This window comes from Mesorhizobium sp. M0048 (assembly GCF_040323405.1).
Classification (GTDB): domain Bacteria; phylum Pseudomonadota; class Alphaproteobacteria; order Rhizobiales; family Rhizobiaceae; genus Mesorhizobium.
In genome coordinates this window covers 55012-79089 of the sequence record NZ_JAMYUV010000016.1, presented here as the reverse complement: position 1 = coordinate 79089, position 24078 = coordinate 55012, and the positions used below count along the sequence as shown (strand labels likewise).

Below are 24078 nucleotides of genomic sequence, written 5' to 3'. Positions count from 1 at the left end.
TTTTTTCTCTGGCGGAATCAATTCGGCCGCGTTAAGCGATGACTCCCATGGCGCGATATGTATTCATCACAGGCGGCGTGGTTTCCTCACTTGGAAAAGGCATTGCTGCGGCGGCCCTTGGGGCTCTCTTGCAGGCGCGGGGCTATCGCGCACGCATCAAAAAGCTCGATCCCTATCTCAATGTCGATCCCGGCACGATGTCGCCCTATCAGCACGGCGAAGTCTTTGTGACCGATGACGGGGCCGAGACCGATCTCGATCTTGGCCATTATGAGCGCTTCACCGGCCGCTCGGCCAACCAGCAAGACAACATCACCACCGGCCGCATCTATAAGAACATCATCGAGCGCGAGCGGCGTGGCGACTATCTCGGCGCCACCGTGCAGGTCATTCCGCACGTCACCGACGAGATCAAGAACTTCGTCCTCAACGGCAATGACGATTACGATTTCGTGCTGTGCGAGATCGGCGGCACCGTCGGCGACATCGAAGCGATGCCGTTCCTGGAGGCGATCCGCCAACTCGGCAACGACCTGCCGCGCAACAACGCCGTCTACGTCCACCTGACCTTAATGCCTTACATTCCGACCGCGGGCGAACTGAAGACCAAGCCGACGCAGCATTCAGTCAAGGAGTTGCGCGGCATCGGTATTGCACCCGACATACTGCTGGTCCGCGCCGACCGGCCGATCCCCAAGGAAGAGCGCAGAAAGCTGTCGTTGTTCTGCAATGTCCGCGAAAGCGCCGTCATCCAGGCGCTCGACGTCCCGCACATCTACGACGTGCCGATGGCCTATCACAATGAAGGGCTGGATTCGGAAGTGCTGGCCGCCTTCGGCATCGATCCGGCGCCGAAGCCGCGCATGGAACGGTGGCAAGCGGTGTCCAACCGCATCCACAATCCGGAAGGCGAAGTGACGATTGCCGTCGTCGGCAAATATACCGGCCTCAAAGACGCCTACAAATCGCTGATCGAGGCGCTGTCGCATGGTGGCCTCGCCAACCGGGTGAAGGTCAAGCTCGACTGGATCGAAAGCGAGATATTCGAGAAGGAAGACCCGGCGCCATGGCTGGAGAAGGTCCATGGCATTCTCGTCCCCGGCGGTTTTGGCGAGCGCGGCTCGGAGGGCAAGATCCTGGCGGCGAAGTTCGCGCGCGAGCGCAAGGTGCCGTATTTCGGCATCTGCTTCGGCATGCAGATGGCCTGCATCGAGGCGGCGCGCTCGCTGGCCGGCGTCGAGCACGCATCATCGACCGAGTTCGGCCCGACCGAGGAGCCGGTCGTCGGCTTGATGACCGAATGGCTGAAGGGCAACATGCTGGAAAAGCGCAGGGAAACCGGCGACCTTGGCGGTACCATGCGGCTTGGTGCCTACCAGGCCGACCTCGCCAAGGGATCGAAGATCGCTGCGATCTATGGCGATACCCAGATTTCCGAACGCCATCGTCACCGCTACGAGGTCAATGTCGACTACAAGGAGCGGCTCGAGAATTGCGGCCTGGTGTTTGCCGGCATGTCGCCGGACGGCGTGCTGCCGGAAACGGTCGAATATCCAGACCACCCCTGGTTCATCGGCGTGCAGTACCATCCCGAGCTGAAAAGCCGGCCGCTCGATCCACACCCGCTGTTTGCCAGCTTCATCGAAGCGGCGGTAGAGCAGTCGCGTCTGGTCTAAACAGCCGCCCATGCAAACTTACGTCGCGCTGCTCTATAGCATTGTTCTGGGCGAGGGGCGGCGGGTCGTCATGTCCGATCTGAAGGCGATGGCCGAAGGCCTGGGCCTGAATAACCCGCGCACGCTGGTGGCGACCGGCAATCTTGTTTTCGAGGCGCAAGAAACAGAACTTGCGGCGTTGGAGCAGCGGCTGGAGGCGGCGTTCGTAAAGACTTTCGGCCGCCACGTGGACATCATCGTGCGCCGCGCCGACTGCTGGCTGGGGCTGGCGGCCGGCAATCCGTTCCCAGCCGAATCGGCTGAGGCCGCGGACCAGGTGGCGGTGCGCGTGATGCGGGCGCCCGTTCGCGACGAGGCCGCCGCGGCGCTTGAGGCCTATGCCGGCAAGGGCGAGAAGCTGCGGATTGTCGGCGGCGACATCTGGATCGTCTTTTCGCGCGAGACGCCGAGTTCGCGGCTGCTTGCAGCGGTCAGTCACAAACGCCTGGGCATCGGCACCTCGCGCAACTGGAACACCGTACGCCGCCTGGCCGAGATGGTCGCAGAATGAACGGGGCGGCTTGCGCCGCCCCGAATCGCTCAAGCTTTGGCTATCCTGGCTCCGGCACCGAGTGCCATCGTGCGCAGCACGTAATAGATGACGCCGGCAATTGCCACGCCGAAGAACCAGCCATAGACGCCCCACCATGACGGCAGCAGGCTGGTGAAGTTGGGCAGGATCGAGGAGAAGACCGCGCCGATACCGGCGGCGATGAAGGCATTGACATGCCAGCCGCCCTGGAAGCGGAATTCGCCATTCTCCCTGTAGAGCGCCTCGACGTCGACCTCGCCCTTCCGGATCAGGTAATAGTCGACCATCATCACGCCGAAGATCGGCCCCATCGTCGCGCCGATGATGTTGACGAACGAGGCAGCACTGCCTTCCCAGGGCGCGAAAGGATAAAGCACAAGCGCTATCAACGCCGCGATGAAACCGCCCTTCTTGAAGTCGATCTGGCGTGGAAAAACGTTGGAGAAGTCAAAGGCCGGCGACACGAAGTTCGCCACCACATTGATGCCGAGCGTCGCCACCGCAAAAGTCAGCGCTGCGAGCGCCGCCAGGAACCAGCTGTCGAACTTCGCCGAGATCTGGTCGGGATGCAGCAGCACTTCGCCATAAACGTCGAAGGCGGCGATCGTGGTGACGCCGGCGACAAGCGAGAACAGGATGAGATTGACCGGCAGGCCCCAGATGTTGCCCTTGCGCAGCGATGCCTTGTCCGGCGCATAGCGGGCGAAATCGCAGAAGTTGAGATAGAGGGCGGAGAAATAGGTCACCCAGATAGCCGCCACCGCAAACAGCGAGGTCCAGGAGCCCGGCGTGCCCGGCACGCCCGCGTCCTTCGTCTTTTCCAGCAGCACATCCATCGGGATGTCGCTGGTGAAGGCGAAGGTGCCTGCCTTGAAGCAAAGATAGATGGCCAGGATCAGCATCATCACCCACACCGCCGGTCCGGCCCAATCCTGGAAGCGGCGCACCGTTTCCATGCCCTTCTGGATGATCAGGAGCTGCAGCGCCCAGATGACGGCGAAGCAGATCACCTCGAGCCCGGAGTGGCCGAGGAAATGTGTGCTCTGGTTGAAGTCGGCGAACCACTGCGAGCGGATCAGCAGAGCTACGATCGCGCCTGAGGCAGCCGCCGTCTGCGCGCCGTACCAAAAGCAGGCGACTATGGCGCGCACCAGCGCCGGTATGTTGGCGCCCCAGATGCCGAAGGAGGCACGCGCCAGGACAGGGTAGGGCACCCCGGTCTTCACGCCGGCATAGCCGACCATGTTCATCAATGCATAGATGATCAGCGAACCGATACCGATGGCGATGATGAAGTTGACGAAGCCGCCGCAAAACAGGAACAGGCTGGCCGCCAGATAGTAGCCCCACAGGCTGTGGACATCCGACGTCCAGACGTTGAAGATCGAGAACGGTCCCCAGTTTCGAACCTTCGCCGGGGCGAGATCGTCATTGTACAGGTCCGGTGATGCGCCTTGTATGGTCATTGCTATGTCCTCCCCTCGTTATGGCACGCGCCTCCACGCATGGGAGCAGGTTAAGCCTGACGCAGGGGAACCGGCAAGCAGACGATTTGCCGGCTTTGGCCTTAAAGACATTCAATGAGAACCGCGCTTATCGGCCGGACGATGCCGTGGCTGCGATGTTGATCTTCGCCCTTGATTCGGTCTCTGCCTGCTTGTCGGCCGGTAGAGCACCGGAGACCGCCGATGTCTCGAAACTGGCCTTGAGCCAGGCTATTGCGCCGGTCACGTCGTCGAGGGCATAGTTTGCGGCCGTCGGCCCGTTCGGCTTCACGCGGATGGAGATGCCGCCAATTTCATTGATCGCCTCGAAACCGTGTTCGTCCGATGTATCGTCTCCGAGGAATATCGGCCGCCGGCCGACAAAGGGCGGAATGTCCATAAAACGCCGGATGGCTGCACCTTTGACGGCTTCCAGGGGCATGAGCTCGACGCCGGCGTTTCCCGGAAGCACCCGATAACCCTTCGGAAGCCGGGCCAATGCCTGTTCGACGAGCTGGATTGCGGGCGCAAGCAGTTGCGGTGCTGCTCTTGTATGAACGGCAAGGACCGGCCCCTTGCGCTCGACATAGACCTTGCCGCTGCCCAGTTCGGCCTCGATCTCGTCGGCAAGGGCGGCGATGTCGGCCGGCGCGTCGGCGGCATCGATGGGACCCGTCGGCGTCAGCCGGTGCTCCAGCCCATATAGTCCGGCGATCCGCAGCTTCAGCGGATGGAACAGCTTGTCCACGGCGGGGATCGATCGGCCGGTGATGAAAGCGACCGCACCATCCAGCCGCCGCTCGATGCGTCCAAGCAGATTGCGCAATTCCTCGCCGACGAACACCGCGTCGGGATGGGCAGCGTGTTCCAGCAAGGTTCCGTCGATGTCGAGGAAGAGCGCCCATTGCCCTTCCGACAGGTTCAACGCCGGCGGTTGTTCAAAGCTTTTCACGATGCTGCCTTCCGTGCCCGCTCGAACATCGAGATGACGTTGTTGGTGTTCGATGGCGGGCGCTCGCCGGTTCCGGTCACCCTGTCGAGATCGCCGCGTTTGCGCAGGCGCGCGGCGTCCAGCAGCATGCTGCCGGCCCAGCGGTAGACGTTGTTGTCGCGGACCATCTCACGCATCGGCCGCAAACGTTCGCGCTGCTCTTCCGGCGTCATCGTCAGCGCCTGCAACAGCGCCTCGCTCATCATGGCCGCATCGTAGGGGTTAACGATCAGTGCTTCCAGCAGTTCGCGCGACGCACCGGCGAAGGTGCTGAGCAAAAGCACGCCCTGTTCGTCGTCGCGCGCTGCGACGAATTCCTTGGCGACAAGGTTCATGCCGTCATGCAGGCTGGTGACCATGCAGATGTCGGCGGCGCGATAGACCTCGTAGACCTGCTCCTGCCGATGATGTTCGGCGACCATCAGGATAGGACTGTATGTCTCGCTGCCATAGCGCCGGTTGAGCTCGTCGGCATAGCGGCGGCATTCGTCGTGGAGTTGCTGGTAGGCGGGCAATGTCCCCCGGCTCGGCGCCGCGATCTGCAGGAAAACCACCTTGCCTATCCATTCGGGATATTTCGTGAACAATTCGTCCAAGGCATGGAAGCGATCGAGAATGCCTTTCGTGTAGTCGAGGCGCTCGACTCCGATGCACAGTTTGGTATCCGCTGACAGGCCGAATCTGTCGCGGACACGGGCGCGGCACTCCTCGACAGACGGCAGTTTTGCCAGCAATTGGGCCGGCCATTCTATGGAAATGGGATAGGCGTGGACCAATGTGGTCTGCCCACCATAGGAGATTGCCGCGTCTGCCCGTTCGATCCGGCTCTCCAGAAAGCGGTCGACACTTTCGGTGAAGTTGTTGGCATGGAATTGGGTATGAAAGCCGATGATCGAACTGCCGAGCAGTCCCTCCAGGATCCGCTCACGCCACGGACAGATGCTGAACACTTCCGAATTGGGCCAGGGGATATGCCAGAAGGTGATGACTATCGCGTCCGGCAGGCGCTGGCGAATCATGCGCGGCAGCAGCGCAAAATGGTAGTCCTGCACTAGCACGATCGGCCGTTCGTTGCGGGCTTCGGCAACCACCGTATCGGCGAATTTGCGGTTGACGGCCTCGTAGGCGTCCCAGTCCGAGGCGCGAAACACGGGGCGGGTGAAGGCGATATGGCAAAGCGGCCATAGCCCCTCATTGGCGAAACCCAGATAATAGCCTTGATATTCCTCCTCCGTCAGCCAGACCCTGCGCAGCGTGTAGGACGGATTGCCTGGCGGCACCTGCACCCGGTCGTCCTTGTCGACTGTGAGGCGGTCTGCCGTGCCGCCGCCATAGGCGATCCAGGTGCCGGCACAGGCGCGGGTGATGGGCTCGAGTGCCGAAACCAGCCCGCTGGCCGGCACTAAAAGTTGCACGCCGTCATCCTTGATGTTGTGGATGTAGGGTTCGCGGTTGGACACGACGATGACCTGTGCGTCCGGCAGGTCATCGGCCAGGATCTTGCGCAAGGTGTCGGGCGACCACGTGACGAGTGCCGCATCGGCCGATTGGCCGTTCTTTTCGAACTCGCGCAGCACCTTGCGTGCCGCTTCCGACGCGACATCCTCGCTCGGCGTGTATGCGGCCGCCGTTGCGCGGCCGCGGCGCTGGCGGGATATCGATAGGAGAATGGCAAAAGCGGAAAAGCCAAAACTTGCAATCAGCAAAACCCAGAGCAGGTTTACAGTATAATCTGACATCGAATGTGATCTCGCCTCCGGCCGGCCGATAGCCGTTTCTGTTTGTTTTTCTGGTTCGCTGCCGTGTGACGACGACAGCATCCCCCGCTGCCCATTTTGCAACGCACAAAGAGGCTATCGGTTCCGGACGATTGCAATGCCGGGCATCATTTCGATGCGTCGCAGCGCGGCGGCATCAAGTGCGCACGATGAGCGGCACCATCCCCTCATACCGATCGGCGAGAAAGGCGACGACCCGGTCGCCGACACGCTGGAATGTGAGGTCGACCACCGTCGAGCCGACACCCAGATGCCGCAATGTCAGCGTGTCGATGCCGATCGGCAGCCTTGGGCGGGTGACCCGGATTTCGCTCTTCCAGCCGTCGATTTCGAGGCCAAGGCAGGCCTGCATCAGCATGAAGGCCGATCCCGCCGACCAGGCCTGCGGCAGGCACGCGACGGGATAGGCGATCGGCGCTTCGCCCGGCGACCGGGTAAAGCCGCAGAACAGTTCCGGCAGCCGCATGTTGAAATGGACAGCCGATTCGAACGTGCCGCTCATCAGCCGGACCACGCTGTCGCGCACGCCGTAACGTGCCAGGCCGGCACCGCACATGGCGGTGTCGTGCGGCCAGATCGAGCCATTGTGGTAGGACATCGGATTGAAGAATATCGCATCGTCGGCCAGCGTCCTCACTCCCCAACCAGAGTGGAACGACGCGGAGAGCAGCTGATCGGCGACCATCTGCGCCCGTTCCGGCTCGGGCAGCCCGACATAGAGAAGATGGCCGGCATTCGACGTCCGTACCTTGCAGAGCTCGCCTGCACCATCGATCGCCAGTGCATAGAAATTGAGATCGTCCATCCAGAAATGGCGTTCCACCGCGGCGCGCATGGTTTCGGCGCGTTCCTCCCAATGATCGGCCTTGTCGTCCTCGCCGCGGCGGCGGGCGAGCGCCGCCAGCCCACGGAACGCAGCAAAGACGTAGCCTTGCACCTCGACCAGGGCGATCGGCCCCTTGGGCATGCGGCCATCGGCATGGAAGACGGAATCGAAACTGTCCTTCCAGCCCTGGTTGGCGAGGCCGGTCTCGGCGCCGCGCTGGTAGGTAACGAAGCCGGTCGCGCGGCTTGTCTCTTCCGTCCATTCGGCCGCTGCACAGAGCGATGGCCACAGGCTGTCGACGAACGCCATGTCGCCGGTACGATCCGCATAGGCGCAAGCGAGATGAATGTAGAGCGGCGTGGTATCGACACCGCCGTAATAGCGGCCGAACGGGAGCTCCCGCAGCGCCGCCATCTCGCCCTTGCGGGTCTCGTGCATGATCTTGCCCGGCTGCGAATCGCTGAACGGCGACGTTTCGGTTGCCTGATGCTGGGCGAGAAAGGCAAGTACGCCGCGCGCCAGCCCAGGATTCAACCACAGCATCTGCAGTGCGGAAATCACCCCGTCACGGCCAAACGCCGTCGAGAACCAGGGTATGCCGGCATAGGGGTAAGGTCCGGTTGCAAGCTCGGTGGTCAGCAACGCCACGTCTGCGCGCGCGCGTTCGATCCAGTCGTTGAAGACGCGGCCGGAGCTGTGCACCGTCGCGCCGTGGCGGCGTTTGGCGCGCATGCCGAAGCGAGCGCGGGCGGCGGCAGCCCGAAAACGGTCGCGGTCGGGTGTCTCCGCCACCTCCGGGCCGACCTCGATATAGAGGACCTCGCTACTGCGCTTCGTCACCGCAACCAGGAAATCCGCACGGCTGGCGGTCAAATTGTCCGGCGCCTGCGAGAACGAGATCGCCGACAGGCGTACGAGCTGGTCCAGCCCGTCATATCGAAGCACCACGGATGTCGGACTGGTCTCGGCGGCGTGGGCTATTCCGCGCTTGAGCCGGGTCGAACCGCGCACCTCGAACATGTCGCGGAAATCTGCTGCGAAATGCAAGGAAACCCGAATGGCCGACGATTCCTGGCTGTAGTTCGAAAGGGTGATGCGCTCGAACAGCCGGTCCTGCCAAAGCAGCCTGACGCGTTCTATGTGGATCGCGCCCTGCGGAATGTCGCGGCCACCGACACTCTGGATCGGCAGATTGGTCAGGTTCGAGGTGAAAAGCACATTGTCCTGGCTGAGCGATGCGCCCAGCAGCGACATTTGCCGGCCACCGATCGTCAGCCGGAATTCCGAAAGCACACGCGTGTCGTCTCGGAAAAAGCCGTCGCCGGCGCCGCGGATGTCGCCATAAGCGTCGGCCACCGCGAAGCAGTCGCCTTGCTTGAGGGCGAACAGTCGGTGCGGCTCCCGGGGCGCAACCTCGTCGAGCGAGGCAAGGGCTACAGCGGGATCAAGCTTACGCTCGTCGAGTTGATTCATACGTCACAAGCTCTGTCGTTTCGTTTCCAACGTCCACAATGACGCCGATCAGGACGCTCTCGCTTCACCGGGAGTGCCGATCAGGCGCGCATAGGCAGTCACATAGTCGTGGGCCATTCTCGTGGCAGAAAAACGGTTTTCGAATACGGCTCTCACCTGTCGCCTGTCGAGGCGCAGCAATTCCGGTATCGAGGCGACAGCAGCATCGACTGAATCGACAAGGAAACCGGTCACGCCGTGGTCGATGATCTCCGGCAGGGCACCGCATTTCCAGGCGATCACCGGCGTGCCGCAGGCCATAGCCTCTATCGCGGCAAGACCGAACGGCTCCGGCCAATCGATCGGAAACAGCAGGCCGGCCGCCTTGCCGAGGAATTCCGCTTTTCTGTCCTCTTCGATCTCGCCGATGTAGTCGACACGGTCGCCGTCGATCAGCGGCTCGACCGTGTCGTGAAAAAAAGCGCGGTCGTCGTCGCCGATCTTTGCCGCAACCTTCAGTTTCAGCCCGGAGCGCAAGGCGATCTCAATGGCACGGTCCGGCCGCTTGTCGCGCGACAGCCGGCCCAGAAAGGCCAGATACGGCTCGTCCGCATCCGTCTCGAAAGTCGGCTCGTAGATATTGATCGGCAGCCCGTGATGGATGGTCGCCAGCCAATTGGCCGTGGGTAGCCCGGTTCTCTGGCTGCGCGAAATCGAGATCATCGGAAAGCGCGGAAAACGTTCGTAGGCCGGGGCCAGGTCGACATAGTCGAGCCTGCCATGCGGTGTCGTCACCGTGCGGTCAGGTATGTGTTCGAAGAAAGGAAAATGCAGGAAGTGGCTGAGATGGAAATGGATGATGTCGAACTGTTGCGCCCGGTTCCTCACCTCGGCGAGCATCGCGAGATGCGCCGCGGTTTCGGATTTGTGCGGGCGCGGATCGAGACGGAGCGCGCGCTCGCGACACGCCACCAATTTCGCCGATGTCTTGGTATCGCCGCTGGCGAACAGGGTCACGTCATGGCCAAGCTCGACCAATCCCTCGGTCAGATAGGAGACGATGCGCTCCGTCCCTCCATAGAACCGGGGTGGCACGGATTCATGGAGCGGCGCCACATGGGCTATTCTCATGTTTTGGCATTTCCCTCAAACAAGACTGTTCGTGGCATCGAAATGCATCAGCCGCGCTAACGTTCCCGTACCATAGCAAGATGTCATCCAATTGGGGCAAGATGTCATCCGATAGGGGCTGCCGGGCGTTTCCACCGCTGCTCGTCTGGTCCGGCCAACATTTTCCAAGCCAAGCCCTCTTTGCCGGGAACCAAAGCCCGGTTCGCGAGTTTAGTGGGGTTCGATCGCACGCAACCGGTCGACGGGGAGGAACGATGGACCGTTTGCAATTCTTTTCACCTGTGCGGATTTTGCGCGGACAGGGACAGCCCGTGGAGGAGATCGACAGCGTTGCCGAAGCAATGGCATTCTTGCGAAAATGGCCGGCCGGGCGGCGCGGGCCGGTTTACCAGTGCGCCGTGAATTGCTGCGCTGCTGCCATGGCCGGCCGGATGTCGGCCGAGGAAGCGCGAAAGGCTTTTACCGGCTTCGCACGGATCACCCGCCTGCTCGAGGGCGATCGGCCGTTGCCGATGAGCGGCGAGGAGCGGCATCGCGATCACGCGCTGAGGCGATAGGCGCGCCAACTGCCGCAGACCGTCAGATCACGGGTGGCATTCAGCCGGAGCGCCCGATCGGCGACCGACGCGCTTTTGCGAACAGACGCGTTCATGGCCTGCAAATGCACAGGCCAGCTTCTGTCGACGAGCATCGCGACAGCCAGCGCAAGACCAAGCAATCCTGCGGGGCCGGTGAGGGGCGCGGTCGCCGATTTCGGTTGGAGCGTCAAGCTACTACTCCCGTTGTTATGAGGATTGATTGCCGTTGGCGGCCGCCAGGTCGCCGGCATGGGTCAAGTAGAGTGGCCACCGCCGCTGGTACCGCCTGTTCCGCTGGTCGATCCGCCGCCGTCGATCCGCTGCTGCCGCCGCTCGAACCGCTGGAGCCGCTTGCGGCGCTGCTGCTTGTCCCATCGTTGCCGCTGCTGGACCCGCTACTGCCGTCATTGCCGCCGCTCGAAGCACCGCTGCCGCTTGATCCGCTGCTGCCGCTCGAGCCGCTGCGGCCACTCGAACTGCTTGTCCGCTCGAACCGCTGCTGCTTGAGCTGCCGATGGGCCCCTTGTTGACATTGTGCGGGGAGGGACGGTTGTTAGCGCCCTCGCTTACATTTTCGCAGGTGGATTTACGCTGATTTTTGGTGCCGAAGGCACTGGGTTCATTGCTCGCCTTCTGGCAGACCAACCTATGGCAAATCAAAGTCGCTTCGGTTGTCTTAGGCGTAAGGCCCGTGATGACTATTGCGGTTGTCGTGGCCGCCATGGCCATGATCGAGAACCGGAGTAAATTCCGAAAATTTTGCATAGATACCTCGCTTTCTGACGCCTCGCTTCTCGGGCTCGCGCCCAAAGCTTCCTCGCTGTCGAGTGGGTGTTTGCAACAGGGCCGCATACGGATCGCTTACGCCTCAGCGGTCGGGCTCAGGGGCGGGCATAGAAAGTTGGACGAAGCGCAGACAATGGTGCCGCATTGCGGTATTTCGACCGGAAGGGCCAAAGATGCATTTTTTGGGGGAATGGATAATGTCGAAACGGCTTAGACTGGTCCTGGGAACTGCCGGCGCAATCGCCGTCGCCATCGTCTGGGGGATCGTCGCGACGTTGATGGGGGTGCCATCGATTCTGATCACCGTAGGAGCGGTCGCGATCGGCGCAGGCATCTACAGCTATCAAAGCCGGAGCTGATCCGGTATCCGGCGACTGCAGCTTGGCCGAAAAATCGCACAGTCGCCGACTGCCTGCGGCAATGTTCAGTGTACGAATATTACCAACGACAGCGTTCTGTGGAACGAGTGGCCTCTCGAAGCTATTGTGTGACGGTCCGAGACCCCCGCCTCGGGCCATTGGGTCACCCAGCCGAGTGGTCCGCTGCTACCCAATGGCAGCGGACCTTTCACCCGGAAGACGGACATTGTGCCGAATCGAGGGAGAACGATGGTCGTTGACGAGATTGCAGCGCGGCGCCTGAAAATTCTGATCGAGCAATATATCGAGACCAGGAAGAGGCGCCACGATGAGGTTTCCACCGCAGCGGCTGAGATGGCGATCACGGCTGTCATGCCGAATTGCCCGGTCTCCGGAAAAGCCCTGGACGAAATGATTGCGGCATGTGCGTTCGAGCATGGGCTGGGGGTGCTGTTCGATCGACCTGACGCATGAAGGCCTGAATGCCATGAATCCCGATGTCAAAATCGTACAGTGCTGTCCTGTACGAATCCAACGCTGTTCCTGAGACCGCTCGCGACGACATAAACCAACCAGCCGGAGCAGGCATGCCGAGATATTTTTTCATTTCTGAAACAATGAGGTAGTGTCTCAGTTTGAATTCATTTTTTATCGGGCGGAAGATTGCCCGGCTTCATCTCGAAGGCATCACTGGCTGGCAGCCGCTCCGGCGGCTCCCGCGCCGCCTTGGATACCCAAACTTCGCTTGGGGTAGAATGACCGATCCATTTGCGCCAATGCGAGGCAAGCCAAATTGGCGATATTGCCATTGCGCCCTTTGCCCTCGCTTCCTTCGGCAAATAGACGAGACGTGGCCCGCGCCATAGCCGCTGCACCGGACAAGCCCTAGACCGGATGCTTCGAAGGTTTCAAACAGCATATATTCTCGGATCTCTTCGATTGGTGTTACTGCACGGAAGCGAAACACCGCGCCACGGTAGAGGAGATCGTTTTCATTTAATGAGCTCAGCGTGGTCCAAGTGAGCATCTTTTCTTTGCCTTCGCCGTTGTTCTTCTTGGAGGGGCCGAAGCCGGGCAAGCGTGGGCCGTACAAAAACGCGGCATCTAGCCGTCATCTTCGATAGTGCCGCCGACTTCATTTCGGAGCAATCGCAGCAGGCGCAATACGACTTGATCCTTCGGGTGGTGCCGACCGCTAACATCGACTTGGACATCCCCGTTGGCTTCCAAACTGACGTAGGCGATAGCATCGCCTCCACCGAGTCTGGGTAGCACCCAAGGGTGCCGTTGGCCGGGGAGTTGTCGGTCCAACTCCGCTTCAGTTTGGGCCTTCCCTATTGTCCCAACCAAGAAATATGACTTCATGCATTCTGATAGGCTGACCGGTCTCAAATTTCAAACTGAGACACTACCAACAATGACGGCCGCTTGACGGAAGATTTCGAGGGGCAGGACCTGGATGGCCTGTCTGCCGCCCAGGACAACGCCATGGCTTCGGCCAAGGAAATCCTGGCCGAGGGTCTGCTCAGCGGCAGCCCAGTCCTGACAGACCTTTCCTTCGAAATCTGCGACGAGAACCGGAAGCTGCTTTTCCGATTTCCCTTCTCGGAAGCTGCCGAAAAGGCCGGCGCTCGACCTTGTTGGCCAAAAAGCCCGGCAATGCGGGCGAGCTTTGATCGAGCCTGGCTGAAAAACCGCATCTCGCGGCAAGACGGTCGTTGGTGCAAATCAGCACCATAGGCAAATTAGTAGCATAGCTGCCGGCACAAAGCAAGAACAAACATGGCTTGCCTTGCCGAAAGGGCGTACGTTTCAGGAACTCGAGGGCAGGCCCGGGTAGGGGCGCCAAGCGACATTGCGGTTTCCAACCGATGTGTCGATCTGTTGGGCTGATGTTCGTCAGCTTCCCGAAACGTCTTCGCAGGATGCTGTGATCAGGAGTTCCTTTCTCCCGCGGTTACGTTTACAGGACATTCTGGACAGTGTCGTTTGCGCGCCAGCAACTGGTCCGGGGCCAAGGCCCAGCGCACAGTCGTCCTCCGTCAAGGAAACCAGTCCGGCGCCGCTTTTGGAGAACAATGATTTGTGGTGGTCAAATAAGCAAAAGAGATTCAAGGGAACGTGGGACGACCGACTGGACGGCCTATTCTCAGCAGAGGTCGACTACGCCGGGAAGTCCATTCTCGATGTTGGCTGCAACATGGGTGTTGTCGCCTATGAGATATCCAAGCTAGGACCGAGTTCGATCCATGGGATCGACATTCTCAAGCCGCATATCGAGACGGCCAGGATGATCTTCCTGGGTTGTCCGGTTCAAAGCCGGTTCGATTGTCTCGATCTTGGCAGCCGGAAGCTGCAAAATGTTCTCCAACCGCAGTATGACATCGTCATGCTGCTGGCGGTCTACCATCACATGCAGTGGAGCCTCGGCGCGGACAAGGCGCGACGCGTGCTGTGCGATATCGCCAGGCGTGCTCAAACGATCGTTGCCCGCGTTCCTCCTGGCAAGGATAGAGAGATGATCGCGGTGCTTTCGGATGTGGGCTTTTCAATCAAAAGCAATCACACCTCGCCTCTTGGAAGCCATCTCATGGTCCTCGCGAAACACTGACCGGGCATAGCGCGGCCGACAGCGAATGGCGCAAGAGCCGCGTGGCTGGGTCCGCTATGCTCGTATGCGAGGAACCGACGGTCGTAAGCCGATGACGTGCAAGGGTCCGGTTCGGCATTGACTGCGGTCGGGAACGAAGCCACAGACAGGTGATCGAAACCGTTTCGCGCTTCAAGACAACACAAAGACCGGACGGGATCGCAACGGGCGGCGACGAGATGATTGCAAAGAAACGAGTGTCAACGGCCCCAGCATATCCGCTGATCAAGCGTCTGATTGGCGAAAATCTGCCGCCGCACAAGATGCTGTATGTGACAGGTTTGCTGTGCTCGATCGCTGCTGCTGCGGCGACCGGGGCAGCGGCCTGGATCATGAAAGTCATGATCAACACCATCTATGTCGAGCGAGACGCTGCCGCTGTATCGGGTATCAGCGTCGTCATTATCGGCATTTTCCTGGTCAAGGGCATAGCTGCCTACTGCCAGACCATCACCACGGGGAAGATTCGCCGGGCTATCGTTTCAGACCTTCAAAACCGTCAATTTTCCCGAATGGTGTATTTCGACATCAGCCGTTTCGCGAACCAGCATCCGGCAAAATTTATCTCCAAGATCATGTTCAACGCGCGCGCCGGGGCGACCGTTATTCTCACCCTCACGAGCAGCGCCGTCTCTGATCTGCTGACCCTGATTGCCTTGGCCAGCGTCATGGTCAAGCAGGACCCGGTAATGTCGCTAATATCCGTGGCGGTTCTGCCGATGCTGTTCCTGTCAGTCGGCGCGATAACCAGGAAGCTCAAGGCGCTGGCGAGGGGCGAGACGGAATTGGCCGCACAGGTCCAGTCGATCGGCACGGAAGCCGTCGAAGGCATCCGCACCATCAAGTCCTTCCAGCTCGAGGACAAGGCGGTTGCCAGCTTTGCAAAGGCCGTCCGCAAGATGGAAAGACGTGGCATCCAGATCAACCGGACGTCAGCATTGATGAGCCCATTGATGGAGACCGGCGGCGGCGTGATCATCGGGCTTTTCGTTATGTACGCCAGCTGGCAGACCCTCGGCAACGGCAAGACGCCCGGCGAATTCATGGCCTTCATTACCGCGTTCCTGCTTGCCTATGAGCCTGCCAAGCGGTTGGCCCGGGTCAATGTCGACATCCAGAAGCAAATGGTCGCCGTCGAACAGATGTATGATTTGATCGACACGCCCGAGCAGCGGCGACTTGCAATCGCGGGCGAGCGCCTGGCCGACGTCGATGGTGGTATCCGCTTTGAAGATGTGGCCTTTTCCTATGACGGCAACAGCCCGGCGCTCGAGGGTGTTTCCTTCGACGTGCGACCTCGTGAGAAGCTGGCGATCGTCGGCCGCTCCGGCGCCGGCAAGACCACCATCGTCAATCTGATCCTGCGCCTGATGGAGCCGGACAAGGGCAGGATCCTGATCGACCGAAAGGACATTTCGAAGATCAGCCTGGCCGACGTTCGCGATAATATCGCACTGGTGTCACAGGACGTCTTCCTGTTCGAAGGCTCGATCCGCGACAACATTCGCGACGGCCGCCCGAACGCCACGGATCAGGAAATCGAGTCCGCTGCGAACCTCGCCCGGGTCACCAGCTTCGCTTCGGCGCTCGAAAACGGGCTCGACACGCTTGTCGGGCCGAGCGGCACCAATCTGTCGGGCGGGCAGAAACAACGCGTCGCCATCGCACGCGCCCTGCTCAAGAATGCTGCGGTAATCGTCTATGATGAAGCGACATCGGCGCTTGACGGTGAAAACGAACGGGCAGTCATGGAGGCAGCCTTCGACAACACATTTCAGCGCACAGTGATCTGCATTGCGCACAGGCTGTCTACAATCAAGGCGGCCGATCGTATTCTCGTATTTGACGCCGGACAGCTTGTCGATGCTGGAACGCATGACCAGCTTGCCAAGCACAGCGAGATATATCGTTCGATATTCCACCTGGAGACGCCCGATCCGATGGTCGAAAGCGGCAAAAAGCTGCGGCAGAGCGTATTGCGCTGAAGGCCGATGACCAGCTTTTATCACGGTTCCTATGTTCGGTATGTGATTGGTGGACTGGGCCTTCAGGTGCGCCGGTACAAAAAGGCGGTGCGCAGGTTGTTTTCCGGCCCCAAGCAGCCGCGGTCCATTCTTGAGCTGCAAGCCAGGGTTGAGGCCCTGATCGTTCGCAGGGACTGGAAAGGCCTTGAAGCCGGTACCAATGAGATAGCTGTCGCGGCCGATCATAATCGCGACCCGGAGCTGATGCAGAAGGCGGGCCAGGCATTCGAACGGCTTGGCAACTTTGCGCGGGCAGCTGAGCTTCGGCTTTCCGCTCGCCGGCTGCGGAAAGGGAAAAGCGCGAACGAGTGGACCGGCGAGAATCTCGGATCGGATACACTGCTGATCGACCTTGTGGAGGATGACCCGCGCAGCCTTGGCCGGGTTATCCGCCACGCGCGACTGGCCGGCGCTGCCGCTGCCTATGCGCAAAGCGCAACAATCCGGGTCGAGCCGCGCCTGGTACCAATTCTGCAGCGAACGTTCCCGAAGGCGACCGTGGTCCCGGCGCAGCGGAATGTGGTCGCCAACAAACGTGCGACTTTCGAAGATCTCGCCTGGGTGTTCGGACGCGATGCCGAAAAGCTTGCTGCCGACTTCGTGCCGCTGCGGGCAGATCCTGAACACGTCGAGACATTCCGCAAGCGCTATCGGGCGATGACGGATCTGCCGCTGGTCGGCCTCTCCTGGGGCAGCAAATCCCACACCAAGGACGTGCCTGATTTTCCTGAATGGGCACGGTTCATCGCCCAGACACAAGCGACCTTCGTTTCGCTCCAGTACGGACAGATCAAGCCGGCGTTGCGGCGCCTTCGCAACGGCAATGAAGCGCGTCTGATCTTTGACGACGGCGTCGACCAGATGGTCGACATGGACGGTTTCGCGGCACAGGTCGCCGCACTCGATGCTGTCGTGACGATCAGCAATACGGCGGCCCATCTTGCCGGAGCCCTTGGCGTGCCGACTGTTTTCCTCATCGACGATAATTTTCAGACGGCATGGCCGGTGACCGGCGACCGGACACCCTGGTATCCGAAGGGCATTGTCATTCGCAAGGAGGGGCGCACTTGGTCGCTGGTGCTCGACGAGGCCGGCCGGCGGCTCTCATCGATCCTGACGGCGCTTTCCGACGCTCCCCGAGGACGATAGAACATCGCCGTGCAGAACAGACGAACCATCCTTCAGAAAGCAAAAACCGCCGATCTGCGCCCGCAAGGCGCCGCCGGCAAGCGGCTGCAGAAGGTTCTCGAGCGGGCAAAGGAACTTCTTAGACGTCCCTCGCGCCACGCCGACGAAAGTGCCGAAAGGCATATGAGGCTGATGGAGGAAAGCGTGCAGCGTGGTGACTGGCAAACTGCTCGCGACCATGCACTGGCGCTTGGCGCGCTTGGTGAGCAGCTTGGCGATCTCGGCCTGATCAAGAAAGCGGGGCGCGGACTGAGGCGTCTCGACGGCGGAAATCGCATCTGGCAGTTGATGGCGGCGAGCAAGCAGCGCGGCAGACCCGATTGGGATGGCAGTGATCTTGCGGGTCGCACGCTTCTCGTCGATCGTCGCGAAGGCGACCTGGCGATCTTTTTCCAGTTCGCGTCGCTGCTTGGTCCAGTCGTCGCGGCTGCCGGTCGATGCATCGTCTTCGTCGAGCCGCGACTGGCACCGCTTTATCGCAGAACATATCCTGCGCTCGATGTTAGGATTGAAGGGGAAGAGGACATGGCGGCAGTGGACGCCGATGTCGTTGCCGGTTTCGAGACACTCGCAAAGCATTTCTGGCCGGACGACCCGGCGGCACGCGCGCCCTTCGTTCCGCTGGAGCCGGACCGCCGACTGGTTGCCGAGCTGCGCGGCACCTATCTCGATGGCGGCCCAGGTCCGCTGATCGGATTTGCCTGGGGAAGCCTGAACAAGAGCAAGGATCTGCCGGCTCTGGACGATTGGCGGACGCTGTTCGGCAGCCTGCCGGGGCGCCTCGTCAGCTTGCAATATGGCGATGTCGGGCCGGCTCTCTCCGAGTTCGAGCGCCACGCGCCGGGCCGCATCATCCATGACGCTTCCGTCGACCAGTTGACGGACATGGACCGCTTTGCCGCCCAAATCGCGGCGCTCGACGCAGTGGTGACGGTCAGCAATACCGGCGCCAACCTGGCCGGAGCGCTCGGCGTGCCGACGGTTGTCATGCTCGACGACGGGTTTCGACTGTCCTGGCCTGCCTTCGGCGAGACCGTCGCCGCATATCCGAGCGTTCGACTGGTCCGAAAAGGCGGCCGAACCTGGGCGTCGGCAGTGCAGGAAGCAGGCGGACGGGTCATGCAAATCATCGGCGGAGCTGGCGATGGAAGGTAGCCTACTTCTCGGCCGGTTGCGCCGCGCTGTCGCGCTTGCAGGCTACAAATACAAGGTCTGGTTCCGACGTCACCGGCGGCAGCTCTTCCTTCGCTGGCGTGACGGCGACATTGCCGATCAGATGGCGGATTATCGGCGAAGCGTCGAGTCCCGCGATTGGCCGGCGGCACTGCCGAAAGCCCTGGCTCTTGGATCCATTGCGAAATCGAGGGGCGAGGTCCACCTGATCGACGAGCTCAGCAAGGCGCTGATGCGGATGGGCGCCTATGGCGCAGCCGCCGAACTCAGGATTGCACGACGCCACATCGTCAACGGCCGCGTCGATGGCGAGTGGCTGGGCCAGGATATTTCTGGCCAGACACTGCTGATCGATCTGATGGAAACCGAAAAGCAGGGTCTGGCCACCGCGATCCATCATGCCAGCTCCGTCGGCTGTGCCCTGGCGCGCGCCGCCCGTTCGATCGTCCTCGTCGAGCGCCGCCTGGTACCGCTCTTTCAGCGCACTTTTCCAACTGCCGATGTGCGGCCGGTCGGTGCTGGCGGCAAGGCCGTCTATGCCGAGGCGCAGGCCTTCGCCGGCGTCCAGCATCTGACTGCCGTTTTCGAGACCGACGAGGCGACGATCCGCGAGCATTTCGTGCCCCTTAAGCCGGATCCGGCCCGGGTCGCTGAACTTCGCGCCCGCTACCGGAAGGAAGGGCGGCCGTTGGTCGGTGTCGCATGGGGCAGCTCCAATCCCGGCAAAGACCTGCCGCCGCTTGCCGCCTGGCGAAACCTGATCGGCCGCCGGGACCTCCGGTTCGTCTCGCTGCAGTACGGCCAGATCGAGACCGATCTGAAGATCCTGACCGACGGTGAGCCGGAGCGCATTCTTTATGACAGATCGGTCGATCAGCTCGTCGACATGGACCTTTTCGCCGCGCAGGTTGCCGCGATGGACGCCGTGGTGACCATCAGCAATACCGGAGCGCATCTGGCGGGCGCGCTCGGCATCCCCTCGGTTTTCATTCTGGGCGACGGCTTCAAGCGCTCCTGGCCGGTCGAGGGCGACCGCACGCCCTACTATCCATCGGCCGTGCTGGTCTCGAAACGGGAACGCCCCTGGTCCGTGGTGATGAGCGAGGCCGAGGCCATCCTGGCGCCATGGATCACAAAAGTGAGTGGCTAATGCATGTCGTCCGAAAGCGCGTCACTGAATACGCATCGACGCGATCCGCATTAAGCGTTCGGCCGACGGATCGCGGAATGGAGCGCCCGTGTCGAACACTCGTCGCAACAGGCCAAAAAACATAAGGCATTCCGAACCGGGATATAGTAAAGGCCAATTCGCCCCGCAGAGGATCGCAATTCTTGCCGGCATTTCTGCCTTGTGTTCGAATCAGCCGTAGGCTTAGGCGCCCAGTAATGGGGTTGGTCTGGCCTGCAGCGGTTCGGGCGCCAGCTCTGATAATCTAAAGGAGGTCTCTCCCATGTCCTTTCTAAAATTTTTCCAGGCCAAAGCGCCGCCTCTTCCTCTTATCGTATCCTTTCCAAAATCAGGGCGCACGTGGCTGCGTGTCATGCTGGACGATCTCGGAGTTGAAGTTCAATACATTCACGACGGAACCGACCACAAGTTACTTCGACCAAAATCGAGCCTCAAGGAGAATAAATCTCGATACAAGAAGAGAAGAACAATAATGCTTGTTCGCGATCCAAGAGATACGGTGGTCTCAGGGTACTTTCAGGTTCAGAAGCGCCACATGCTTCCAGCCGGATCGTTCAGTGATTTTATCAGAAGCGACAATCATGGGATTGAAAAGATCATCAGATTCAATCTGCATTGGTTCGCGGCCATGCCCCGGATGCGCGAAATCCGGTATCTTCAATATGAAGATATGCATCGGGATACGGCTGGTGTCCTTCGCGCGATCCTTGGATTCCTGAACCAGCAGGCTGACGATCAGACGCTTGTCGACGTGGCGAACAACCGAACCTTCGACAAGATGAAAGTGAGTGAATCGACCGGTGATCTGTCCGATCGATACGGCAAGATATTACAGCCGCGCGATGCGAATGATCCCGAAAGCTTCAAGGTGCGCAAGGGTAAGATAGGCGGTTACGGCAAATATCTTTCCGAGAACGACGTGGCCTATTGTGACGAGCAGTTAGCCAAGTTCGAATATTGGGAGAAGCTGGACAAGGTCTTTAGCACGAACGGCTTGTGCTACGCTCGCGTCGATAACCGCGCCCGGGTCGCCTTGGGTTAGGGGGCATTGCCGACATGGTGATGCGGACCGGATTCATTTGCGGCTGCGGCCATAGCGGGACGACGTTGATTGCGACGATCCTTGCGTCGCATCCTGACGTCTACCTGCCGCTTCAGGAAACCAACATTTTCTTCAAGTGGACGCCACTGGCCATGTTCCGCTTCTGGAAACTGAAGCGGGCGGCGCGCGAGGCTGGAAAGAACGTGCTGCTTGAAAAGACGCCGCGGCATATCCGCCGTGTGGCCCGCATTCGCCGGCTCGTGCCCGGCGCGCGTTTCATCATGCCGGTGCGAGACGGGCGCGACGTCGTGGCGTCGCTGACGAAACGACTTGACGACCCACAGGAGGCTCTCGACCGCTGGATCAACGATAATGCGCTGGTTCTCGCGGAACGGGGAAAGCCGGATGTGCTGATCTATCGCTATGAGGATCTGGTCGAGAAACCGGCCAAAGTGGTCGAGCAGATATGCGGCTTTCTTGATGTGACCTTCAGCCCGGATCTCCTCGACTACCACAAGAACCCGCAGCAATGGTTCAAGCCGACCGACGCCAGCGTCGAGACGCCACACGAGGTGCTCCGGAACCACCAGGTCAATCAGCCAATCTATGACGGGAGCGGGAGATGGCGCTCCGAACTTGGAAACGCCGAGTTACAGGACCTGGTACAAGGACGAGGTGCCCAGCTCATGAAAGCGTTCGGTTATGCATGATGTTGGTTCGGCATCTGCCGGAGTGCCGTCTACCAATCAATTTTGTCGATCAAACCCGTTTGGAATAGGCTGTGAGCGCCTTCGTACAGCATTGACTGTTCGCTCATCGCGCTGAGAGCGGCTTTACCGCTCGATACCTCATGATACTGGCGATATTTGGAAGCACCGTTCCAATACTGACCTTCCGCCACCGCGACCTGCGCCTTGTCGTTGAAATCGGCGAAGAACTTGAAATGAAGCAGGCCGGCCAATCCCTTTATATAGTTTCGCCAGTAGGGCAGCGGTGCGTGAATCGACGTAAAAATCGTCTGGCGATCAACATATATCAGAGGAAACTTGGTCAACTTGTGCTGCCTGGCGAAAAGCCGGGTCCTCGGGCCGCCTGTGATCTTGAGATGCCGGGGGCTCCTCGTCACCTCATAGCCGCTGCCGTCGAAATGGTCCGCAACCTGCCATGGCGGCACGATGGGATCGAAGGGTACGTCCCAGATGTTTCCGCTCGGATACATGTCGATCATCGGCGCCAGCAGGCGTGTCATTCCGCGCCGCTTGAGCCAGGCGGCCATCGCGCCGAGCGGATTCTGATCCATGCCGTCATAGACAAGATATTCGTCCGCATCGACGGTCAGATACCAGCGAGGCTGACCATAAATCTGCACAAGACGCTGCCGCCAAAGGTTTCCCAGGTCCGACTGAGAATAGGTGAGCGGCGAGCTGAATAGATCGACATCTGGCTGCTCGGCCAGAAGCTCAGCTGTTCCGTCGGTTGAGCGATCATCGAGGACGGCGAATCTGGTGACGCCGAGCTCGCGATAGTGCTTCAGGAACGGGCGCAGCCTGTCCGCCTCGTTGCGGATGACGAGGATCAAAGGCAGGTCATTCGCTTTAAGGGGCGTTATCGGCCGTAGCGATGACACTTCTGCCCGCCTTCCGAAGGTGCGTCTCAGCCGATATATGGCGGTGTCGGTAATCGTCCGGCGGACAATGGCGGGCCAGGTTGCTTTGCTCAAGCCGTCGCTTCCCCCTCATAGCGGTCACTACCCGGCTGGCGCTGATCCGCTGTTTGCAGTTAATTTCTACATGCAGCACCGTCAGGCAAATCGCAAGCAGTCGCGGACAATGGACACAGGCCTGTTCTGAGTTCCGCGAGTGAGCCTTCCAACTGTTGCCGATGCGCGCTGGCCTCTATAGACATCGTCAGATGGCAACAAGGCCGGAGCCCTGACCCAATGCATGCCGGCATTCGTGGCATCGAAAATCAATTCGACAGGCCGATCCTGTTCGTGCGCCAGCGTTATGCGCCCTTTGGGGGCGGCGAGATCATGCTGGAAAACATCATGGCCGCATTTGCCGCGCGTCAGCGGCCGGTGGCCGTGCTCTCGGGTGACTGGCCGCGCTATGAAGGCGTAGAATTCATCCATTGCGCCGGCCGCCGCTTTCCGCGTTCGCTGCGGGCGGCGTCCTTTGCTCAAGCCGCCTGCCGCAAGATCGCCGAGATGCCACCGGCGCTGGTGCAGAGCAACGATCGCCTCCCGTGCTGCGATGTTTTCCGGGCCGGGGAGGGCGTTCATGCCGCCTATCTTGCCGAACGGCGGCGTTTCGAGACGCGGCTCGGCAGGGCGGCAATGGCGCTGAGCCCCTTTCACCGCCAGACGCTGCGCCTCGAGCGCGCAACCTATGCCAGTCCACGGCTCAAAGCTGTCATAGCGATTTCGAAGATGGTCGCCGAGGACATTGTCCGTCACTATGATTATCCGGCCGAAAATGTGCACCATATTCCCAACGGGGTGGATCTCGACCGCTTCAATCCGCAACTGCGCCAACAGCATCGGGCCGCGGTCCGCGCGCAGCTCGACGTCGACGAAAACAGGCCGGTCGTCCTGTTTGTCGGCTCGGGCTTTGCGCGAAAAGGACTGCTTGCACTGATGAAGGCTGTCGCCAGGCTCGATGGCGAGCCGGAATTGTGGGTCATCGGCCATGATTCGCGCGCCAACGCCTTCAGGCAGGCCGGTAACAGGCTCGGTCTCGGCGCACGGCTCAAGATGCTGGGGCCGCAGAAAGACATGCTGCCGTGGTACGGCGCGGCCGATATTGCCGTGCTGCCTTCCATCTATGATCCTTTCGGCACAGTGGTCATCGAAGCGATGGCCAGCGGCTTGCCCGCCGTGGTAAGCACCGGCTGTGGAGCGCGCGAGCTTGTCGAGCGGTTCGAGCCGACGCTCGTTTGCGATGCGGCCAGCGAACGTGACCTCGCAGCAGCGCTCGCCCACGCGCTGCAGTTGGCGTCACGACCTGAAACCGGAGCCCGGGTGAGAGTGGCGGCCGAACACTATGATTTCAATGTCATGATCAAGCGAATGATGGCGCTGTATGAAAGCCTTGATCTGAAATGATTTTCGACTTTGTTGAATTAGATTAGTACCCTCAATGTGCTAACGGGCCGGGAGCCGATGCTGCAGATGCATTCGAA

The 24078-nt window shown here is 60.6% G+C and carries 22 protein-coding genes; 15 read left to right on the top strand and 7 right to left on the bottom strand.

The annotated features are described in order from the left end of the window. Positions 1-47: 47 nt before the first annotated feature. The gene (pyrG, locus tag NKJ84_RS16325; protein ID WP_352478901.1) at positions 48-1676 is read left to right on the top strand and encodes a CTP synthase; all 1629 of its coding nucleotides are present in this window, start codon (positions 48-50) and stop codon (positions 1674-1676) included. A 10-nt stretch (positions 1677-1686) separates the two neighbouring features. Further along, positions 1687-2226, top strand: coding sequence for a DUF1697 domain-containing protein (locus tag NKJ84_RS16320; RefSeq protein WP_352507306.1), 540 nt, complete (start codon positions 1687-1689; stop codon positions 2224-2226). Positions 2227-2255: 29 nt separating this feature from the next. Here the strand turns inward: NKJ84_RS16320 and NKJ84_RS16315 are convergent, their stop codons facing one another. From NKJ84_RS16315 to NKJ84_RS16295, 5 genes are all read right to left on the bottom strand, one after another. Continuing rightward, positions 2256-3713, bottom strand: a complete 1458-nt coding sequence (locus NKJ84_RS16315; protein ID WP_352507305.1) for an NCS1 family nucleobase:cation symporter-1 — start codon at positions 3711-3713, stop codon at positions 2256-2258. 127 nt (positions 3714-3840) lie between these two features. Further along, positions 3841-4683 carry a trehalose-phosphatase gene (gene otsB, locus NKJ84_RS16310; protein ID WP_352507304.1) on the bottom strand — a complete coding sequence of 281 codons (843 nt, stop codon included), beginning with the start codon at positions 4681-4683 and terminating at the stop codon, positions 3841-3843. Next, positions 4680-6461 (bottom strand): alpha,alpha-trehalose-phosphate synthase (UDP-forming), encoded by a 1782-nt coding sequence (locus NKJ84_RS16305; RefSeq protein ID WP_254817288.1) that lies wholly within the window; start codon positions 6459-6461, stop codon positions 4680-4682. Before NKJ84_RS16305 ends, otsB begins: the two co-directional genes overlap by 4 nt. Positions 6462-6636: 175 nt before the next feature. Next, complete coding sequence (locus NKJ84_RS16300; RefSeq protein ID WP_352478897.1) at positions 6637-8799, bottom strand: amylo-alpha-1,6-glucosidase; 2163 nt, start codon at positions 8797-8799, stop codon at positions 6637-6639. A 48-nt stretch (positions 8800-8847) separates the two neighbouring features. Next, a complete protein-coding gene (locus NKJ84_RS16295) occupies positions 8848-9909 on the bottom strand; it encodes a glycosyltransferase family 4 protein (protein ID WP_352507303.1) in 1062 nt (353 codons plus the stop codon). Positions 9910-10163: 254 nt separating this feature from the next. Here NKJ84_RS16295 and NKJ84_RS16290 point away from each other — a divergent pair, with 254 nt between their 5' ends. Then, the gene (locus NKJ84_RS16290) at positions 10164-10466 is read left to right on the top strand and encodes a DUF982 domain-containing protein (protein ID WP_352507302.1); all 303 of its coding nucleotides are present in this window, start codon (positions 10164-10166) and stop codon (positions 10464-10466) included. Here the strand turns inward: NKJ84_RS16290 and NKJ84_RS16285 are convergent. Then, a complete protein-coding gene (locus NKJ84_RS16285) occupies positions 10448-10678 on the bottom strand; it encodes a hypothetical protein (RefSeq protein WP_352507301.1) in 231 nt (76 codons plus the stop codon). The two genes, NKJ84_RS16290 and NKJ84_RS16285, sit on opposite strands and share 19 nt — an antisense overlap. A 72-nt stretch (positions 10679-10750) precedes the next feature. Between NKJ84_RS16285 and NKJ84_RS16280 the strand changes: the two genes are divergently transcribed. From NKJ84_RS16280 to NKJ84_RS16235, 11 genes are all read left to right on the top strand, one after another. Further along, positions 10751-11017 carry a hypothetical protein gene (locus tag NKJ84_RS16280; RefSeq protein WP_352507300.1) on the top strand — a complete coding sequence of 89 codons (267 nt, stop codon included), beginning with the start codon at positions 10751-10753 and terminating at the stop codon, positions 11015-11017. A 453-nt stretch (positions 11018-11470) separates the two neighbouring features. Further along, a complete protein-coding gene (locus NKJ84_RS16275) occupies positions 11471-11632 on the top strand; it encodes a hypothetical protein (RefSeq protein ID WP_352507299.1) in 162 nt (53 codons plus the stop codon). 249 nt (positions 11633-11881) lie between these two features. Next, positions 11882-12106 (top strand): hypothetical protein, encoded by a 225-nt coding sequence (locus NKJ84_RS16270; RefSeq protein WP_352507298.1) that lies wholly within the window; start codon positions 11882-11884, stop codon positions 12104-12106. Between the two features lie 954 nt (positions 12107-13060). Then, positions 13061-13372, top strand: a complete 312-nt coding sequence (locus NKJ84_RS33250; RefSeq protein WP_502896086.1) for a DUF6894 family protein — start codon at positions 13061-13063, stop codon at positions 13370-13372. 328 nt (positions 13373-13700) lie between these two features. Continuing rightward, a complete protein-coding gene (locus NKJ84_RS16265; protein ID WP_254817280.1) occupies positions 13701-14243 on the top strand; it encodes a class I SAM-dependent methyltransferase in 543 nt (180 codons plus the stop codon). Between the two features lie 236 nt (positions 14244-14479). Further along, the gene (locus tag NKJ84_RS16260) at positions 14480-16267 is read left to right on the top strand and encodes an ABC transporter ATP-binding protein (protein ID WP_352507297.1); all 1788 of its coding nucleotides are present in this window, start codon (positions 14480-14482) and stop codon (positions 16265-16267) included. Positions 16268-16273: 6 nt separating this feature from the next. Continuing rightward, positions 16274-17455 (top strand): glycosyltransferase family 9 protein, encoded by a 1182-nt coding sequence (locus NKJ84_RS16255; protein ID WP_352507296.1) that lies wholly within the window; start codon positions 16274-16276, stop codon positions 17453-17455. Positions 17456-17464: 9 nt separating this feature from the next. Beyond that, positions 17465-18649: a glycosyltransferase family 9 protein gene (locus NKJ84_RS16250; RefSeq protein WP_352507294.1), complete on the top strand. Its 1185-nt coding sequence runs from the start codon at positions 17465-17467 to the stop codon at positions 18647-18649. Continuing rightward, positions 18639-19817, top strand: a complete 1179-nt coding sequence (locus tag NKJ84_RS16245; RefSeq protein WP_352507293.1) for a glycosyltransferase family 9 protein — start codon at positions 18639-18641, stop codon at positions 19815-19817. Before NKJ84_RS16250 ends, NKJ84_RS16245 begins: the two co-directional genes overlap by 11 nt. 301 nt (positions 19818-20118) lie before the next feature. Beyond that, entirely contained in the window at positions 20119-20898 is a 780-nt protein-coding gene (locus NKJ84_RS16240; RefSeq protein ID WP_352507292.1) for a sulfotransferase domain-containing protein, read from the top strand. A gap of 20 nt (positions 20899-20918) precedes the next feature. Then, positions 20919-21608, top strand: a complete 690-nt coding sequence (locus NKJ84_RS16235; protein ID WP_352507291.1) for a sulfotransferase family protein — start codon at positions 20919-20921, stop codon at positions 21606-21608. A gap of 29 nt (positions 21609-21637) precedes the next feature. Here the strand turns inward: NKJ84_RS16235 and NKJ84_RS16230 are convergent, their stop codons facing one another. Further along, positions 21638-22618: a glycosyltransferase family 2 protein gene (locus NKJ84_RS16230; protein ID WP_352507290.1), complete on the bottom strand. Its 981-nt coding sequence runs from the start codon at positions 22616-22618 to the stop codon at positions 21638-21640. 219 nt (positions 22619-22837) lie between these two features. Between NKJ84_RS16230 and NKJ84_RS16225 the strand changes: the two genes are divergently transcribed. Next, on the top strand, positions 22838-24001 hold the full coding sequence (locus NKJ84_RS16225) for a glycosyltransferase family 4 protein (protein ID WP_352507289.1): 1164 nt from the start codon (positions 22838-22840) through the stop codon (positions 23999-24001). Positions 24002-24078: the final 77 nt, after the last annotated feature.

Coding starts and splice junctions, on each gene's coding strand:
- pyrG (WP_352478901.1), top strand. CDS start 48: ATGGCGCGATATGTATTCATCACAGGCGGCGTGGTTTCCTCACTTGGA.
- NKJ84_RS16320 (WP_352507306.1), top strand. CDS start 1,687: ATGCAAACTTACGTCGCGCTGCTCTATAGCATTGTTCTGGGCGAGGGG.
- NKJ84_RS16315 (WP_352507305.1), bottom strand. CDS start 3,713: ATGACCATACAAGGCGCATCACCGGACCTGTACAATGACGATCTCGCC.
- NKJ84_RS16305 (WP_254817288.1), bottom strand. CDS start 6,461: ATGTCAGATTATACTGTAAACCTGCTCTGGGTTTTGCTGATTGCAAGT.
- NKJ84_RS16300 (WP_352478897.1), bottom strand. CDS start 8,799: ATGAATCAACTCGACGAGCGTAAGCTTGATCCCGCTGTAGCCCTTGCC.
- NKJ84_RS16295 (WP_352507303.1), bottom strand. CDS start 9,909: ATGAGAATAGCCCATGTGGCGCCGCTCCATGAATCCGTGCCACCCCGG.
- NKJ84_RS16290 (WP_352507302.1), top strand. CDS start 10,164: ATGGACCGTTTGCAATTCTTTTCACCTGTGCGGATTTTGCGCGGACAG.
- NKJ84_RS16275 (WP_352507299.1), top strand. CDS start 11,471: ATGTCGAAACGGCTTAGACTGGTCCTGGGAACTGCCGGCGCAATCGCC.
- NKJ84_RS16270 (WP_352507298.1), top strand. CDS start 11,882: ATGGTCGTTGACGAGATTGCAGCGCGGCGCCTGAAAATTCTGATCGAG.
- NKJ84_RS16255 (WP_352507296.1), top strand. CDS start 16,274: ATGACCAGCTTTTATCACGGTTCCTATGTTCGGTATGTGATTGGTGGA.
- NKJ84_RS16245 (WP_352507293.1), top strand. CDS start 18,639: ATGGAAGGTAGCCTACTTCTCGGCCGGTTGCGCCGCGCTGTCGCGCTT.
- NKJ84_RS16240 (WP_352507292.1), top strand. CDS start 20,119: ATGTCCTTTCTAAAATTTTTCCAGGCCAAAGCGCCGCCTCTTCCTCTT.
- NKJ84_RS16235 (WP_352507291.1), top strand. CDS start 20,919: ATGCGGACCGGATTCATTTGCGGCTGCGGCCATAGCGGGACGACGTTG.
- NKJ84_RS16225 (WP_352507289.1), top strand. CDS start 22,838: ATGCATGCCGGCATTCGTGGCATCGAAAATCAATTCGACAGGCCGATC.